Source organism: Aequorivita sp. IT1282 (assembly GCF_058068205.1).
The window spans coordinates 92,026-110,672 of record NZ_JBYRHR010000007.1; the positions used below are offsets into that span (position 1 = coordinate 92,026).

General features: G+C 35.0%; 12 protein-coding genes. 6 read left to right on the top strand and 6 right to left on the bottom strand.

Features of this window, described 5'->3' with window-relative positions:
- Positions 1 to 10: 10 nt before the first annotated feature.
- A complete protein-coding gene (gene radA / locus AC3RVG_RS15220; protein ID WP_489692334.1) occupies positions 11 to 1,381 on the bottom strand; it encodes a DNA repair protein RadA in 1,371 nt (456 codons plus the stop codon).
- 47 nt (positions 1,382 to 1,428) lie between these two features.
- Here radA and AC3RVG_RS15225 point away from each other — a divergent pair, with 47 nt between their 5' ends.
- The 3 genes from AC3RVG_RS15225 to AC3RVG_RS15235 all read left to right on the top strand — a co-directional run bounded on the left by AC3RVG_RS15225 (position 1,429) and on the right by AC3RVG_RS15235 (position 8,113).
- Positions 1,429 to 4,290 (top strand): sensor histidine kinase, encoded by a 2,862-nt coding sequence (locus tag AC3RVG_RS15225; protein WP_489692335.1) that lies wholly within the window; start codon positions 1,429 to 1,431, stop codon positions 4,288 to 4,290.
- Positions 4,291 to 4,944, top strand: coding sequence for a response regulator (locus tag AC3RVG_RS15230; RefSeq protein WP_489692336.1), 654 nt, complete (start codon positions 4,291 to 4,293; stop codon positions 4,942 to 4,944).
- A 145-nt stretch (positions 4,945 to 5,089) separates the two neighbouring features.
- The gene (locus AC3RVG_RS15235) at positions 5,090 to 8,113 is read left to right on the top strand and encodes a sensor histidine kinase (RefSeq protein WP_489692337.1); all 3,024 of its coding nucleotides are present in this window, start codon (positions 5,090 to 5,092) and stop codon (positions 8,111 to 8,113) included.
- 133 nt (positions 8,114 to 8,246) lie between these two features.
- Here AC3RVG_RS15235 and AC3RVG_RS15240 read toward each other — a convergent pair whose 3' ends face one another.
- Positions 8,247 to 11,474, bottom strand: a complete 3,228-nt coding sequence (locus AC3RVG_RS15240) for a T9SS type A sorting domain-containing protein (RefSeq protein WP_489692338.1) — start codon at positions 11,472 to 11,474, stop codon at positions 8,247 to 8,249.
- Positions 11,475 to 11,857: 383 nt separating this feature from the next.
- Between AC3RVG_RS15240 and AC3RVG_RS15245 the strand changes: the two genes are divergently transcribed.
- Positions 11,858 to 12,502, top strand: coding sequence for a response regulator transcription factor (locus AC3RVG_RS15245; protein WP_489692339.1), 645 nt, complete (start codon positions 11,858 to 11,860; stop codon positions 12,500 to 12,502).
- A 90-nt stretch (positions 12,503 to 12,592) separates the two neighbouring features.
- On the opposite strand, the gene AC3RVG_RS15250 is transcribed toward AC3RVG_RS15245, so the two are convergent.
- The 4 genes from AC3RVG_RS15250 to panC all read right to left on the bottom strand — a co-directional run bounded on the left by AC3RVG_RS15250 (position 12,593) and on the right by panC (position 16,005).
- Positions 12,593 to 13,741, bottom strand: coding sequence for an alpha/beta hydrolase (locus AC3RVG_RS15250; protein WP_489692340.1), 1,149 nt, complete (start codon positions 13,739 to 13,741; stop codon positions 12,593 to 12,595).
- A gap of 82 nt (positions 13,742 to 13,823) precedes the next feature.
- The gene (locus AC3RVG_RS15255) at positions 13,824 to 14,795 is read right to left on the bottom strand and encodes a lysylphosphatidylglycerol synthase transmembrane domain-containing protein (RefSeq protein ID WP_489692341.1); all 972 of its coding nucleotides are present in this window, start codon (positions 14,793 to 14,795) and stop codon (positions 13,824 to 13,826) included.
- 1 nt (position 14,796) lies between these two features.
- Positions 14,797 to 15,147, bottom strand: a complete 351-nt coding sequence (panD, locus tag AC3RVG_RS15260; RefSeq protein WP_489692342.1) for an aspartate 1-decarboxylase — start codon at positions 15,145 to 15,147, stop codon at positions 14,797 to 14,799.
- A gap of 12 nt (positions 15,148 to 15,159) precedes the next feature.
- A complete protein-coding gene (gene panC / locus AC3RVG_RS15265) occupies positions 15,160 to 16,005 on the bottom strand; it encodes a pantoate--beta-alanine ligase (protein WP_489692343.1) in 846 nt (281 codons plus the stop codon).
- Positions 16,006 to 16,134: 129 nt separating this feature from the next.
- Between panC and AC3RVG_RS15270 the strand changes: the two genes are divergently transcribed.
- The gene (locus AC3RVG_RS15270; protein ID WP_489692344.1) at positions 16,135 to 16,944 is read left to right on the top strand and encodes a glycogen/starch synthase; all 810 of its coding nucleotides are present in this window, start codon (positions 16,135 to 16,137) and stop codon (positions 16,942 to 16,944) included.
- A gap of 148 nt (positions 16,945 to 17,092) precedes the next feature.
- Positions 17,093 to 18,640, top strand: coding sequence for a BamH family beta-barrel-assembly machinery protein (gene bamH, locus AC3RVG_RS15275; protein WP_489692345.1), 1,548 nt, complete (start codon positions 17,093 to 17,095; stop codon positions 18,638 to 18,640).
- The last annotated feature ends 7 nt before the right edge of the window (positions 18,641 to 18,647 follow it).

Sequence of the window (18,647 nt, forward strand, 5' to 3'; positions counted from 1 at the left end):
TATACCACAATCAACCAAAAAGATGATGCACCACATCGTGAACCTTCGCCACTTTTATAATGTTTATATGAAAGTTGTTCTTCGGAATTTTGCAGTATTTTGAAATAACGATGGAAGTAAAACCTAATTTTTCGGCTTCCAAAATGCGTTGCTCTACGCGAGTCACGGGACGAACTTCGCCCGCTAAACCAACCTCAGCAGCAAAGCAAAGACGTTTATCTATAGCAATATCGATATTTGAAGAAAGTACTGCGGCAACAACGGCCAAATCAATCGCGGGATCGTCAACGGTGATTCCGCCGGTCACGTTTAAAAAAACATCTTTTGAACCAAGTTTGAAACCTGCGCGTTTTTCTAAAACGGCAAGTATCATATTTAGGCGTTTCGCATTGTAACCTGTTGCGCTTCTTTGCGGTGTGCCGTAAACAGCGCTGCTCACCAAAGCTTGAATTTCAATCATTAAAGGTCGCATTCCTTCGAGAGTTGCGGAAACTGCGGTGCCGCTTAAATCTTCGTCATTTTTCGAGATTAGTATTTCTGAAGGGTTTGAAACTTCCCGAAGACCACTGCCCTGCATTTCATAAATACCGAGTTCATTTGTGCTTCCGAAACGGTTTTTATTAGCGCGCAGAATCCTATAAATATGGTTTCGGTCGCCTTCAAACTGCAAAACCGTATCTACCATGTGTTCCAAAATTTTTGGTCCAGCGATATTTCCATCTTTAGTAATATGACCAATTAAAATTACGGGAGTTGCAGTTTCTTTTGCAAATTTTATAAGCTCAGCAGTTGTCTCCCGAATTTGAGAAATACTTCCGGCGGAGCTTTCAATAGCGTCTGTGTGTAACGTTTGAATAGAATCGATTACTACAATATCTGGCTCAATTTCGGCTATATTTCTAAAGATGTTTTGAGTTTTAGTTTCAGTGAGAATGTAGCAATTTTCAGAAATAGGTTGAATACGTTCCGCTCGCATTTTTATTTGTTGAGCACTTTCTTCACCTGAAACATAAAGTGTTTTATAGGGTAGCTGTAATGCAATCTGAAGCATCAACGTACTTTTACCAATGCCAGGTTCGCCACCCAAAAGCGTTAAAGACCCGGGCACCAATCCACCGCCGAGTACTCGGTTTAATTCGTTGTTTTTTGTGTTCAGTCGCGCTTCTGCTAGTGTTGAAATTTCAGAAATACGAAGAGGCTTGGCGTGTCTATTACGCTCGGCTCCGGATGAATCTGGAGATTTCCAACTTACCTTTTCGGCTTTTTGGATAATTTCTTCTGCAATAGTGTTCCATTCTTTGCACGCGTTGCACTGCCCTTGCCATTTAGCATATTGAGCACCACAGTTTTGACAGAAAAATGTTGTTTTAGTTTTAGCCATAATATTTCCGCTAAAATAAATATATTTACGCTATCAACCTTCGCTAAATGAAATACATATTCCTCACATTTTTTTTCTTTGGCATATGTTCAATGGTTGCAACCGCCCAGCGATACCAATTTAAAGGATACAAAACAGAGGAAGGGCTTGTTAGCAATGAAACATTTGCAATACTTCAAGATAGCCAAAACAGAATTTGGGTGAGCACTACTGGCGGACTCAGTTGTTTTAACGGTAAAACTTTTACCAATTACACTACTGAAGACGGGCTGGCTTCAAATATAGTATTCAGCATTTTAGAAGATTCTAAGAGACGCATTTGGGTGGGAACTCTCGATAATGGCGTAAGCATAATTGACAGCGGTAAAATCACGAACCCAAAGGGTGAAGATTATAATAGTATGGGAGGCGTAACTTCTATATTGGAAGGCGCTGATGGCCTGATATATGTTATTTTTATAAATGGCATAGCAGTTTATAAAAATGGCAAGTTGGAGAACTTGTTTAAAGATGCTACTAAATACCAACTTTCGGGGCTTCAAAGTGCTGCTTGGTATGATGATAATACAATGTACTTGGCTTCTACGAATGAGGGTATTTATAAATTGACTTTAGACCCCCTTAAAATTGAAAATATTTATAACCAAAAAGATGGTATAAATAATATTTGTTATTCCACTTTGGTGGATTATGAAAAGAACATTTGGGTGGGTGGATATGGCGAACTCTATAAAATAGCTAATGGCAAACTCACCTTATATAAATTTAAACCTGAAGATTTTGATAAGAATCGAATCTACGGAATTTTCGAGGAAAATGACACCGAGCTATATTTAAGCCTTGAGGGTAATGGATTTGGAATTTTTAATAAGCAAACAGGCCATTTAGAAATAATAAACGAAGCACAGGGACTCCCTACAAATTATATTTACCAAATCATAAAAGATACGGAAGGCAACCACTGGATGACTTCTTATGGCGAAGGAATTATTCGATTTAGAGATACTTCATTCAAAATTTATGACGAAACACAAGGGTTAGCATCGGTGAATGATATTGTGGAATGGAATGGGAAATTAATATTAGCAACGAATGATGGAGTAGTTGAGCTAGACGACAACAAGAATATCCGTCAAATTACTAAAGGCAATCCTATTAAAAATCTGTTTATTACAGCAGATAATAATCTTCTTTATAATACTGGCACAGCGGTTTTTGAACTCGCTATAAATAGCACCTCAGCCAAACTTATTGATGAAGGCGACTACAGTTTAATTTTCAATAACAAGAATAAAACATTTCTATTCGAGACCGATAGAATTAAGGTTCTTGCTAAAGACTCCACCTATTATATAAATTCAAAAAGATCCATTGCCATAGAGTCTATTGGAAACCGTTATATACTTTGTAAAGTAGGCGGTTTGTTTCAAATGAAGAATGATATAATAGACACTATTCCTGGCCTAGAAACTAATTTGCACCACGATTTTAGAAGTTTAGATGTTATCAACGCCAACGAAGTAATTGCTGGAGGTGATAAAAAGTTATATCATATAAAACTAGAGAACGACCATTTTAAAATTCAGACTTTTAATATGAGTCGTTTTGGCTCAATAAATCATTTTAGAGCCTTAAAAGTAGATGGCAACGATTTATGGCTAGCTGGAAGAGATTTATTGATAAAAGTAAATCTTGATATTTTACTAAAAAAGGACTCTATAGTTGCAAAATATTATGGCACTGCCCCCCATTTTTTGGGAAATGACATCGACTTTAATTCACTTTTAATAACAAAAAACAAAACAGTATTATCTACCTCGTTAAACGGAATTATTGCCTTCAATGAAAATGCATTCATACCCAATACCGAACCGCCGAAACTAGATCTTTCAGATGTTTATTTATTTTCGGAACCTTTAGACGATGGCATTTACAGGACTCCAGACGGCATAATCCTTCCATATCAAAAAAACTATTTAAGTTTTTCGATGGAAGCTATAACGTTTACTAATCCCGAAAATGTTAAGTTTAAATACCGAATGAAAGGCCTTCGAGATGATAACCATTGGTCTGAACCCACAACCGATTCAAAAGCTGTATTCTCTTACTTACCACCTGGAGATTATACTTTCGAGTTTACAGCTGATAACGGTAATGGTCTTTGGCAAATACATCCCTATGAATATTCTTTTAAAATAGAACTCCCCTTTTGGAAAACCTGGGTTTTTTGGGTTTCCTTATTAGCATTTACCGCTATAAGTATTTTTACTATTCAATATTATAGAAGCAAAATAGAACGCAAAAGAAATGAAACTTATACCCATAATCTCATTAAAGCTCAAGAGGAAGAACGCACTAGAGTGGCACGAGAACTTCACGATAGCGTGGGGCAAAAACTGATGCTTCTTACTAAAAAAACAAAAAATATTGGGAATCCTGAGATGGAAACACTAGCAAGCAATACGCTCGATGAGCTGCGAACAATTTCTAGAGGACTCCATCCAGCAACCTTAGAACGGTTAGGGCCAACAGCCGCAATCAAAAATATGATTGACGAAGTAGATACAAATACAAATATTTTTTTCACCCATCACATTGAAAATATAGACGATTTATTGAGCAAAGAAGCCTCCTTGCATTTGTATAGAATAATTCAAGAAGTGCTAAATAATATGGTAAAACACGCCGAAGCTAAAGCAGGTTCTGTGACGATTGAAAAAAAGAAAAACACTATTGAAGCAATTATAGCAGACAACGGAAAGGGTTTTGAAATTTCGGAGAAGGCTAAGACAGTCGCAAGTCTGGGAATGAAAACCTTGATGGAACGCGCAAAAATTTTAAATTCAAAAATTGACATTAAAAGCCAAATAAATAAAGGCACTAAAGTAACCCTTACTATCCCTATTTAAATGTTAGACAAAAGTAAAATCTCCATTGTAATTGCAGACGATCATCCCATGATTTTGAAAGGATTATTCGACGAGCTTAATGATAACGAGTATAATGTTGTAGCCCAAGCCACAGATGGTATGCAAGCTTTGGAAAAGATTTTAGTCCATAATCCAACCATCGCACTGCTGGATATTGACATGCCAATTTTAACAGGTTTCGACGTGATAAAAATGGCAAAACAAAAAGAAGTAGACACTAAGTTTATCGTGCTTTCTTTTCACAAGGAAACCGAATACATCTCGCAAGCACGGGCGCTTCAGATAAATGGATACCTATTAAAAGAAGATTCATTTTCGGAAGTTGAAGAATGCATTCAGGGTGTTTTGAATAATGATATTTACTTTAGTCGTTCTTTCGAAGCTTCTTCGCTTGCCAGTATTTCGGAAGATTTAAAAAAGTTGACGCTTCTAACTACTTCCGAAAAAAAGATTTTAAAACTAGTCTCCGAACAATTGAGCAGTAGTGAAATTGCCGATAAATTATTTATATCGGTTCGCACGGTAGAAAAACATAGAAGCAATATAATCACGAAACTGGCAATTGAAAACATATCGTCCAATTCACTTGCGGCTTGGGCGTATTTAAACAGGTTGACTATTAAAGAACTTTAGCGGTAATACTCAAAAAACCTAACTTTTCAGCTTTTAACATTTTCACAAAAACATTTCAAGTCTTTGAAATATAATCGCATACCTAAATATTTAAAAAAATAAGTACCTTTCAAAACAACTAAACAAATATTCTTCCAAAAATAGAATGACAAAAATATTCTTTTATTTTTTTCTGCTACTATGGACGGCCAATTTCGCTCAAACCGGACGAATACTTCAAAAAACATATACAAAACAAGAAGGTCTTGATATTGATGTTATTTCGGCCATGGCATTCGATAATGATGGTTTTTTATGGCTTGGTGGAGAAAATCTTTCTGTCAGAAAAATAATAATTAGCGATAAAAAACTTGTTTTACAACGCTTTAACGGGAATACATTTCACAATATCTCTTTACCTCAATACAAGAATAGGATTCTTAAAGTAAATCAAATTTATAAACGGGATGATGGCAAATTCTATGTAACAGTATCACTTGATCAAGGAGCTTTGGTGCTGTTGTTTGATCCTTACACCAATCGTTTTCAGAAATGCAATTTTCCAAACTTCGGAAACCCTATTGAAGCGACCTCATCAATTTTTAAATATAAAGGCAAAGATTATATATTATTCCAAAAAGAAGGTAGCATTACCTTGTGCATAATTGAGAGTAGCTCTAAAGTTATTCCTGTCTTTTCCTTTAAGCCAGAAACAACTAAATTTTTCGTAGATCTTTCAACTCGTTTTATTCCGTTTGATGATTTCTGTATAATTAGCGATGATAATTTTTTACCTACCGCATTCGATTGGAAAGGTAATAAACTAAGGAATTTTACGGATATATCTTTTAAAAACTCAAATACAAATCTAAAAAAAACGTGGATCGATGAGGTTTTTAAACACAACGATACCGTCTATTTTTTCAACTTTAATAATCCGCAGTTATATTTTGTTGATGAAAAAAACATAGCTATTCTTCCTGTAAATGGCAAAGCGAATTTTTTAGCAAGCGATAATTTATCTACCGTAAATGATGGTTTTAACAACAATTCAATAGTTACGGTTAAAAACAATCAAATAAATTTTCATGAATTTAAAAAAGGCAACTTAGAGTCACTTTTTACTGAAATAGATTTTGATTCCGGAACGGGTGTTCAAGTAATTTCAAATAATCTTAAAAATGAAATTTGGGTCGCAAATGGAAAAAGACAGCTGCATCAATTTAAATTTCCGTCGCAGAAAATAAAAACGTTCCTATTAAATAAAGGAATCCGTAGCCTCTATAAATTAAAGGCAGAAGAATATCTGGTAGCGACAGAAAAAGATGGATGGTACAAACTAAATACGAAGACCCAAAAAATTGAGCCGTATATTCTTACTGATGGGCAAAATAACGTATTGCCAATTTCTTCGAGAAATATAATAGCAGGGGAAGATGGGCTTTGGTCCAATGATTTTGGAAATATTATAAAGGTTGATACGACCTCGCATACCGTACACGAATGGCGTCATTTTCCAGTTATTTGTATGGAAAAACCCAACGATTCTACGATTGTTTACGGCACAAATGAATATTATTTGATGTCCTTCAATACGCGTCTCAAGCAACATAAAAGTCTGTTGTTGACAGATTCTTTGTACATATACGATTTGGCTTTTAAAAGCAAAGATCCGCTTATAGTTGCAGGAACAGATAAAGCTCTTCTAACCTATAATCTGGAAACGAAGAAGCATAAATTTTACGGTACGTTACAAGGTCTTGAAGATCCTTTTATTTTAATGGTAGATTATACTGATGAAAATGGATTCGTATTAGGCACACGCTCTGGGAATGTGGTTTCTTTTGACCCAAAAACAGAAAAATTTAAAACAATTTATAAAGATGAATTAAAAGCTGGAATTGCAACCATACTTTATGAAGATACGCTGTGGTGGATAAATACATTTAATGGGCTTGTGGCCTTTAATAAATTAGACTGTTCAACAACGCGTTACTCTACTCAAGATGGATTGAGTGATAATGAAGCCAATAGATATAGTGCACTTAATACCGAAGAAGGCTTTTTGGTTGGAACATTGAACGGCTTAAATTATTTTAATCCACATGATTTAAGACCTCAGGAGAGCATTTCGAAATTAGTCCTACTGAAGGTTAAAAAATATGACTCCGAGAAAAATAAAGTTGAAGAAATTTTAAACAGAAATGCTTTTGAAACTAACAAAACAATTGTTCTTTCATCAGAGAACAGGGCTTTAGAATTAGATTTTTCAGTTACCAATGCAGTTTCGTCTCCTGAAAACACTTATAAATACAGGCTTAATAATGAAGAATGGATAAATTTAAACAAACAACAATCTATTCGGTTTCCCAATCTTGCTGCAGGGAACTATTTATTGGAAATAGAAGCTTTGGATTTTTCAGGAAAGAAAATCGCAGAATCACTCTTTTTGAATATAGACTCCAAGAAATTCTTTTATAAAACAGGGTGGTTTTATCTTTTACTATCATTGGCGTGTATTTTATTTATGTTTTGGATGTTGAATCAAACGCGAATACGACGAAAACTTCAAGAAAAATTTTCGCACGATCTTATGCAATCTCAAGAAAATGAACGCACGCGTATTGCTCGTGAATTACACGATAGTGTGGGACAACAACTCACTCTTATTAAAAAGAAAGCCCAGAACCTCGAGCAAGATGAAATAACCAATTTAACCCATAATGCGCTTGAAGAAGTACGGGAAATTTCACGGGGGTTGTATCCTTCAGTTTTGAAACAATTGGGGCTTTCGGAATGTATTGGACAATTACTTTATGATCTCGATGAAGAAACTAATATTTTTTTCACAATAGAAATTGAAAATATAGACACATATTTTAATGAAGAAGCAGCCTTGAATATTTATAGATTTATTCAAGAATGCCTTACAAATATTATAAAACACGCTGAGGCAAAAGCCGTTTCTTTAATGATACAAAAGCAGAAAAATTCGATTTTAATTTTTATAAGCGATAACGGAAAAGGGTTTAATACTTCCGATTCATTCAAACAAAAAAGTCTGGGACTTAAAACCTTGTCGGAGAGAATCCGTATTTTAAATGGCAGTTTCTTAATTGAAAGTAAACCGGGAAAAGGAACAACCATAAAGGCACATTTGTCTATAAAAGATGGAACAAAAAAAGACTAGCAACAAACGATTATCCCCTACTTTTAGAAGGTTAACACAATGAGTTGAAGAGCTACAGTTTTTAAGAAAGTGTAATAAAAAAAGCTATACCAGAAACAATCCGGTATAGCTTTTTAAATGTACTGAACACTTTTTATTGCTTGAGGAGTTTTTTAGTAACGACTCCTTTTTCAGAAATAAACTGAATAAAATATAAGCCGGAATTTAAATTTTCAGCTTTAAATGTGAATGAATGTTTACCCGCCTCTATCAATGAGTCGGTTAGAATGGTAACTATTCTTCCACTAATATCCTGTACAATTAATTTTCCATGGATAGACTCGTCCAGACTTACCGTTATTGTTGATTCATACGACATTGGATTAGGATAAACTGAAATATCAACCATATCATCCCAAGACTGGGTTTTGTTATCTATAGATTTTTCAGAATTACTAACTGCTATTACTTCTGGAGTTCTATAATTAACCACGTCCTGACACGAAACACTTATTACAAGCGGTTCAAGGAATCGATGGCCAGTGTATCCTGAATTGTCTTTAAATTTAATTGTTTCCGCATAGCAACTACCTTCCAGTAAACTGTCATCAAATTCCACTTTACCCTCTGGTGCTATAATCGTTCCTTGAACTAAAGATTCCTTAAAATGTGTGGAGCCATGACCATCTACAAAGTAAAATATATCGCGTGTTGAAGTTCCGTTTATTGCAACAAAGGATAGATCTTTTTTATTCGCATCCCATTTGTGGAGAAATAGGTTTACAGGCCCTTGTGTAGCATCAAACTGAACAGTAGCATGATCCTTAGAAAATTTCCAATCTTTAATATAGTAATCTCCCGATTGAAGTATAAGAACAGCATTCTCCTCTAATTTTACTTCCTTGTACGTACCCGGCGGAAGCATGAGGGTTTCATTTCTTGCTACTTTTATCTTTATTTTACTAGTATTTATAGGGAATGAGAGTGCAGGAATTTGCGGCAACGTTGCACAAGAAGAATATTCACTTATTTGACCTAATGCTTCAAATTCTGCTTTATTCCCTGAAATATCGATATAAGAACTAGTTTGTACATAATCTACAATTACATCAGATTCTCCTTTCACTTCTATCTTTTCTCCTGAATGTAAATCTCCTACAATAATTGCAGGCCCAGAATTGTATTTTGAAACATTTTCAAATTTAATTTTTTCAGTGGCACCAGCATTTCCTTTTGAGGTGCGTTGCGTTTTACTGAAAGTTAAATACTTTGTACTATACACTGCAAAATCTTCTAAGGAAGAAATTACACTTGCGCCAAGGTCAACAGTTTCAACAATATCTGGCGCCGTGGTCGATAAAGTACACTGATTGAAATTACTTTCTACAACTGTGCCAATAGGACTGATAGCAAATGCTTTTGAAGAAACATCATAGGTTACGGTACCAAAACATCCATCACCTAGGATTGCTGAAGTTTCAGGTTTGACTCTAACTAATATTTCAATAAATTTATTTTCATTAACAGCAATGCTATTCGATACATCTAATAAATTAATTTGTTGATCCCCGTCAAAAGTTGCGCTCGTAAAAAAAGAATCACTTGTAATACATTCTACTGAAAATGATTCAGTTGAAGCAAATGTTGAAGCCAAGTCAAAATCTACCCGAACATCGTTTAAAACAACATCTCCATTATTCTGAACACCAATTTTGTAAACAACCAAGCGTTCACCTCCACCAGCATTCACCACATCTTCTACAGTTACCGAACTAATAGAAACTACTGGATTTTCAGGATCTAAAATAAAATTAGGCAACTGAAATACATTCGACGGTTCAAGGTGTATCGTATGATCAATAATCGTATTTTCTCCTACCATATTACGATTCGTAGTAAGCTCAACAAGTGTTTCATTTATAACATTTGGAACATTAATTTCTGCAAATTTCACTTCTACACTTTCAAAGTATTTTTGCTTTGAGAGCGATTTAAAATCTCCATTCATAAAAGTAGTCCCAGAAGCATTTTGTGGTTGGTTTAAATCTGAAGGAAATTCTGCAATAATGTATTGTCCAGCTATTAATGATACAAGTTGATTGGTTCCGGTATGAGATACTGTGTTGTTTTCATTATAAACGGTATAAATCATGGATTGGCCCAGATCAATTTGCAAATTCACCACAGGAGTAAAATCAAATTGCATTTCCTGATCTACAGTAAATTTTGGTGAAATATCGCCTAAATCCATACTTCCTAAACCACCACCTAAGCTGAAACTAGTAGTAAAACCTGCATAATCTAGAAACGAAACCAAATCGTATTTCAGATCGCTCAAATCACTTTTATTCCCCGAAACAGAAATTGTTCGGCCCCCATTACTGGCTGAAAAGCCCAATTCTGAATTCGATACTTTTTTAAAAGTTCCTTCAATTTCAGGTAATGTTGGGCCATTTGGCGGTAAATCTGGAAGAGTAACAGTAACCGTATTTTGATTTGGGAAAGTCGCTACCGAATAGCTAGTTCCATAGGCTCTATTATATGCATTGATTAGTGTCTGACTAATATTTAGTAATGGCGTAGCAGGTGAAAGAGCCCCGCAGGAAAATAATTGAGCTTCATTAGCATTCGGTCCGAACGCATTTTCACAAATGTTTAGCACGGGAGGAAAACTGGGGATTCCAGGACCATCAAATGAAAATTCAAACCCTTGATTAAACGTATATAATGTTTTACAATAACTTGGAAGTGGGTCTGGAGGGTTAACACCAATTCCGAAATAAGCATTAACGCCTACGTTTGCGTGAAAATCTAGGTTTTGAAGCAGCGGACCTACCTCTTGATTTATAAATGGAGGGGTCACCTTTAACTTATCTTGCTTAGAAGGTTCCAAGATTGTATATGCGGTATTAATACGGATGTCATCACCACACCCAAAAGTATTCTGTTCCGGATAAGTGATTGTAATTTCAACAGGATAATCAATTTCAATATTTGAATTTCCAACTTCGCGAACTAGATAATATCCACCTGCATCTACAGAAGCACCCACAGAAAAGGTTGGCGTAAATCCTGAACATAAAATTCCGCCGCCACTATTCGCAGCATTCTGTAACCAACCCGGTATGCTAATTCCGTTCGCTCCAAGCAAACCAACAGCCACATCCAGCCCAATATTTGGAGCCCGGTCGCTTTGGAAATTCTTTGTGAAGCTCACTTGAGAGGCACCTCCAACTAAAGGAGTAGGGTCTAATTGTACATTATTCATATTTTCTTGATAACTAAAGTTCTGTGATACAGAACTAGTAGTTCCAGCAACTTGCCCAATCAAGGCAGCACTAGAAAAAATACTTAGTATTAAAAAAGAGTAGAATTGTTTCATAATATTGGTTTTAAAAGTTAATACCACAATTGAAACAGAAGATGCGTGAGGCAAACTAAACGCATCAAAACGCAGGAAAATTTAAAAGTAAGAAATGGGAAACCTTCTATAATAATACGAATTATTATTATAGAATTTTCGTCAATTTTTACGTATGGGTACGTAGTAAAACCTGTTAATAGCCCATTTTACTAGTGGTTGCAAATGTGTGAAATTTTAGTCGCCTTTCAAATATTAAGAAACATGCTTAAGCAAAAGCCGTATCTTTAAAAATACTAAGGAAAAAATTACGATTTTAAGTTTTATTCGCAACAACGGAAATAGCGTAATTGAAAGTAATCCGGGAAAAGGAGCGAAAATAAATACAGAAGCTCTCAAAATAAATGAACAGCAAAATAAAAATATTAGTAGCAGACGATCATCCCATGCTTTTAAAAGGTTTGAGCGACGAGTTAAAAAGCTTTGGTTATACAGTTTTGGAAGGTGCCTCTAATGGTGCCCACGCATTAGATTTAATTACCGAACTACAACCTGATATTGCAATGTTGGATATTGAAATGCCTTTACTTTCAGGGTTTGAAGTAATAAAAAAATGCAAGGAAAAAAATTGTAAAACCAAATTTATTTTACTCACTTCGCATAAGGAAAAAGCTTTTGTGCTGCGCGCAAAAAAATTGGAAATTCAAGGATATTTATTAAAAGATGAGCCCTTTTCAGAAATAAACAAATGCATCCAGGCTGTATCAAAAGGCGAGTATTATTTTAGTAATATATTTGAAAATGTGTTTAGCACTGAAATTTCGCCTCAGCTCGAAAAAATAAAATTTCTTTCCCCTTCTGAAAGAACCATTGTACGCTTGGTGGCTCAAGAAAAATCTTCTAAAGAAATAGCAGAGTTACTTAGCATATCGTTTCGTACTGTACAAAAACATCGCACCAATATTATTTCAAAACTGGATTTACCTGCCAGTACAGATGCACTTTCAGTTTGGACACAGGAAAACAAAGAAATTATTTCCTCCCTTTAATTTTATTTTAAAGTACGTAAATCAACCCGATATAGAAATCGTTAATCTTAAGCGACCCAAGTGGTTTGAATTTTTGATGTAGTATGAAATTTAATACCCAAAATCACTCTTTATCTTTTCCGCTCTATCTAATAGTTTGTCTATTGTAATAAAATCTACTTCCTCTTTATCATAAGCTCCTTGAAAGATTTTCATTGCTTTTTTGGGTTCGCCAGTTTCTTCATAATAACGTCCCAAATAGTAATCGCCAAGAACAGTTTCTGTGTATTGCTTTTTCGCCAATGTGGCAATTTCTCGAAGTGATTCCCACTGCTTTAATTTTTCTGAAGCAGTAGCTGCAGCTATATAATCGTTTACTCGAATGTTATTTGTAATCCCGAAAAGATCTTCAATAACTTTATATTTATCAAAGAGATATTGACTAACAGGCGTTTTCAATTGTAGCAAAACTTCAGAATATTCTTTTTTGCTAATGGGTCTATAAACCGAAAATATTTTTTCCAAAGCATTCGGAATACCGCGTCCTCCTAAAGAGTAATGGGTTGCACCATCAAAGTTGTCATAATAATAGCTAAACGTTTTGCTTTCTAAGCCACTTAACTGTTTGTTTAAATCTTCAGTTGCTTCCATCAACCCTTTTATATCATCAGTTCCAGTAGCTAAATAGTAAAATATTTTTTCCTTTATTTGAGGTATTCTGTCTACCAGCCGTTGCTCCATCATTGGGGCCATATCCGGACTCAGATTGATATATCCATTAAGTAACGGTGGATCTTTAAAAAGATAATAGTTTAAAAAGTTGGCTGTAAAGTCGTGCCCAACCCCAATAATAAATTTAGCCGTGCGGTATTTTTTATCAATATATGGTATTAGTTCCAGCCCAATAAATTCAAAGAATTTTGCGCCTTTATCATCTGGAAAGAAAGTATTGTCATCATAAGAGCAATCAAAATAACGCGAATCGTCCTGCATAATTCCAACAACAATAGACTCTGGCATGTCTTCCCAATAACTAAAATAATCTACGTTTCCTGCCACAGGCTCAAATAGATAATCAGCATCTAACACTAAAACGATGGGGTATTTCTTGTCAACGTTTTTATCGTAATTTCTGGGAAGCTGAATTTTCAATCTACGGTTCTGGTCTAGTTTAGTAGATTTAAATTGTTCGTATATAATTTGCGAAAAGGATGCGTTGCTCAGTAAAACGCACATGGAGAACATCAAAATATTTTTCATTACCCTAATTTTTTAATAATTGGAAAGGTAACAAATTAATCATTTGTAAATTTTAAGAAATCAAGATTTACGAAATAAAGGGCTACAATTTTAGTCGTTTCCTGTTATAAATAGGAAGCAATACCAAAGATAGCACGCCAAAGAAAACAATTGAGCCAATGTTTGAAACCCAAACAATCCAACCGAATGCAATGCCCACAGTTGTGGCTATCCCGAAAATAGTTAGAATACCAGCAACCGCAGCAGGATAGGTTCCAAAGCCACTATTAGTAAAAGCAAAAGTGAAACTACCCACTACAAAAGCAGTAATTATAGTGCTAAAAGGAATGTTGGAAGTTTCAGGCAAAGCTTGCAGTGCAGTATAAAAGGAAAGTAGGTACAAGCCCCAAATAATAAATGTGTGAAAAATAAAAGCTCCTTTTTTGCGCATTTTCAAAATACTGAAAACACCTTCTTTTAAGCCTATTACGAAGTTTTTCAACTTCTTATTAATGTTTGATTTTGAAAATTTAATATAAAGCGGAATGCTTATGACGCCCAAAATAATTCCGAAGATAATAACGTATAATAGCGAAGAGGGAATACTACTAACAACATAATCGTACAACACTTCAAACTTTACTACTAAGGCCACAACAGTGAAGAAAAGCAGAAATATTAAATCTACAACTCTTTCAGAAATAATGGTTCCGAAGCCTTTTTGGAACGGCACTCCTTCATATTTATCTAAAATAATACCTCGGGAGAATTCGCCACTTTTCGGAATAAAAATATTCATTAAGTAGGCGACAGAAACGGCCATAAAATTGTTAGCCAATTTAGTGTGATAGCCCAATGGTTCCAACATAAACCCCCACCTGTAGGCTCGCGAAAGATGGCTTAAAATACTAAGCAATACCGAAAGCAATACAAAGCCGTAATTAGCATCTGTAAAATACTTTTTGGTTTCGGCGAGTTGTTGTGGGGTGAAGGATTGATAAATATACCAAATCAAGAAAATCCCCAAACCTAACGGAACGGCAATCTGTAAAAATTTTGAAAGGGAACGACTCAATTTAACGAAGTAAATTTGTTTCCTCGTCTGGGAAAACTAAGGATGGTTTAAAGGCTTTTGCCTCTTCCACCTCCATAATTGCATAGGTAATAAGTATTAGCACATCGCCTGGGGCCACGCGTCTTGCAGCGGCACCATTAAGTGTTATTTCACCACTATTGCGAGGACCGGGAATGGCGTAAGTTTCGAGTCTTTCGCCGTTATTATTATTTACTATTTGAACTTTTTCGCCTTCAATAATGTTAGCGGCGTCCATTAAATCTTCATCAATAGTAATGCTGCCAATGTAATTTAGATCGGCGCCTGTAACTTTTACTCTATGGATTTTAGATTTTACTACGTGTATTTGCATGGTGCAAAGGTATTAATTTAAAGACATATTATCAATCAGCCTAATTTCGCCTGAAAATGCTGCAATAAAAGCTCTGTATTTTGAAGCTTTACTTTTACGCTTTGCGGTTTTCAGCGTTTCTTCGTTGGCGATTTCAAAATATTCTAATTCTATATGTGAATTTTGCAAAAACCGTTCCGCAACCAAAGCATTCAAATCTGCAATAGATGTTGAATCAAATTTTTCGCGAATTTCTTTTAAAGTTTTATGAATAATTGCAGCTTCATCAAACTGTTTTGGGCTTAGTCGTTTATTTCGCGAACTCATTGCAAGACCGTTGTCCTCTCTTAAAATAGGGCATCCAACGATTTTTACAGGAAGTTTTTCGATAGCGACTAATTTTTTTACTATCTGTAATTGCTGAAAATCCTTTTCGCCAAAATAGGCCGCATTTGGTTGTACAATCTTTAAAAGTTTGCTCACCACGGTTCCCACTCCGTCAAAATGTCCTTTTCGGTGTTTGCCTTCCATTTCATTCTCCAAAGCGCCAAAATTATATTTCTTTGCTGCAACAGAATCGCAATACAAATCTGAAATCTCTGGCAAATACACGATTATTTGTCTCTTTAAATTTTTTAATAGCAAAATATCGTCATCGGGCGTACGTGGATATTTTTGAAGATCTGTGCTGTTATTAAATTGAGTTGGATTTACAAAAATGCTTACCACCACTTTATCATTTTCTTCCAAAGCTTTAATAACTAAGGACATGTGCCCTTTATGTAATGCACCCATCGTTGGCACAAAACCTATTTTGTCATTTTTCGCCACGGAAGACAAGGCATGTACTAAGGATTCTTTCTGGGTATGTATTACCATAAAATTGCTTTAAGAGCGGGCAAAATTAATATATTAAAGACAATCTACATAAATTTTCGTAATTTTGCGTGTTTTTAAATGCCTCGATACTTCGAAGCAAATTGCAAATAATTCTAAAAAATCTAATAGATGAAAGATAAAAGAGTCTTGTATGTGTCATCAGAAGTAATACCTTATCTTCCCGAGACCGAGATTTCTTCAATGTCGTTTGAAGCTCCTAGAATGATCAACAACAATGGCGGCCAGATAAGAATATTTATGCCCCGCTATGGCAATATTAACGAAAGAAGGCACCAATTGCACGAAGTGATTCGTCTTTCGGGAATGAATTTGGTAATAAACGACCTAGATATGCCATTGATAATTAAAGTGGCTTCAATCCCAAAAGAACGCATTCAGGTTTATTTTATTGACAATGAAGATTATTTCAAAAGAAAAGCAACTTATGCAGATGAAGAAGGCAACTTCTATAAAGATAATGACGAGCGTGCTATTTTCTTCGCAAAAGGTGTAATTGAAACGGTTAAGAAATTAAACTGGGCTCCAGATATTATTCACGTTCACGGGTGGCTTGCAGCTTTTTTACCTTTGTACTTACGTAATTATTACGGCAACGAACCATTATTCGAAAACAGTAAAATTGTTACCTCTGTGTACAATACTGGCTTTGAAGGCTCGTTAGCTAAAAACACAATAGATAAAATAAGGTATGATGCTATTGATGATGAGGCGATAATAGAACTTGAAGACCCAAGTTATGTAAACCTTATGAAAATTGCTATTAAAAATTCAGACGCAATTATAGTTGCTTCTGAAGTAATTCCGAAGGAGCTTGAAGATTTTATTAACACTTTAGACAAACCTGTGTTAAAATATCATAATATGGAAAATTTTTCACAAGCATATTTAGACTTTTACAGCTCAGAAGTTTTAGAATAATCTCATCAACAATTTGGTTGGAATGTTTATAAAACATTTGATTACTAGAACTTAAAAAACAGATGAAGTTTCTCCCCATTATTTACAAAACAAATTAAACAAATAAGTTAGGCAAAATTCTTTCCTATTTATAAAACATTCTATGCAGATGAAAATTAAATCTTTGTTGCCAATTGCTGGTGCTATTTTCTTTATTGTAATCGCGCTTTCTTCTTGTGAAAAAGAAATTACAAATATCGGTTCCGAAGTGCTAGGTACCGAAATTCCAAACGGTATTTTAGACGACTCGCAAACCATTATATCTTACAGCCGAAAATTAGGTCCATTACAAAGCAACAGGCTTCCCGTATATCAATTTGGCGTTTATAACGATCCTGTTTATGGAAAATCAACGGTAAATTTACTATCCCAACTTACGCTTGAAAGTAGCGACCCAAAATTTGGAGACAGTCCTATTGTAGATAGCGTATTTGTTTACTTACCTTATTTCAGCACCGAAACGATTGCAGACAGTGTATCGACCTATGAACTAGATTCAATTTATGGGTCTGCGCCTATAAATCTATCAATTTTTCAATCAAAATATTTTTTGAGAGACTACGATCCTAACACTGGATTTCAGGAATTTCAAAATTACTATACCAACCAAGGGCCAACCTTCGAACAATTTTTAGGTGAAGAATTGGCCACAGTTACCAATTTTATTCCAACATCTAATGGTTATGTATTTAACGCAGGAGAGGATGAAGAAGTAAAACTTCCTCCCGGACTTCGCGTAAAACTGGATTCTACATTCTTCCAAACCAATATTATTGATATGGAAGGCACTCCAGAATTGCGAAATAGCAATAACTTCAAAAACTTTTTAAGAGGACTTTATTTCGATGTAAGTTCGACAACAGACGACGGAAGTCTTTTCATTTTTGATGCTACCAAAGCTTCTGTAACTATATATTACAGTTATAATAACGAAGATGATCCTGACGTGCGAGAAAACAGCACTTTCAAATTAAATTTTAGCGGCGGTGTTAGTGTGAATACATTTACAAACGAGCAGTTACCGCAACAAATACAAACCGCAATCGAGAATCCAAATATTCAAACCGGAGATGAAAATCTTTATCTGCGTGGTGGTGATGGTATTATTTCAGTAGTGGAATTATTCGGAAAGGATAACGACAACAATGGTGTGGCAGATGATCTTGAAACACTTCGCGATAAAAAATGGCTTATAAATGAAGCCAATCTAATATTTTACGTAAATCAAGATTTAATGGTTGGCGGTGCAACAGAGCCTGAACGAATTATAATCTACGACCTTAAAAACAGTAATGTTTTGGCAGATTACAATTTAGACACTACAAACGGTTTAGATCCCGTGGACGCTCTTACAACCCATTATGGCAAATTGCAACGAGGTAGCGATGGTAAAGGCGAATATTACAAATTGAGAATAACTAACCATATCAGTAATTTGATAAACAAGGACAGTACAAATGTACCATTAGGTATTGTTGTTTCTCACAACGTACTTAACGTTACAACTCAAAAATTACAAAATCCTATGGAACCTAGTATTAAACAAGTTCCTACAAGTACTGTAATTTCTCCAGAAGGCACTATCTTGCATGGTAATGCGTCGTCTAATCTAGAGAAAAGATTAAAACTTCAAATTTATTATACCGAACCAAATTAAAAGTCGA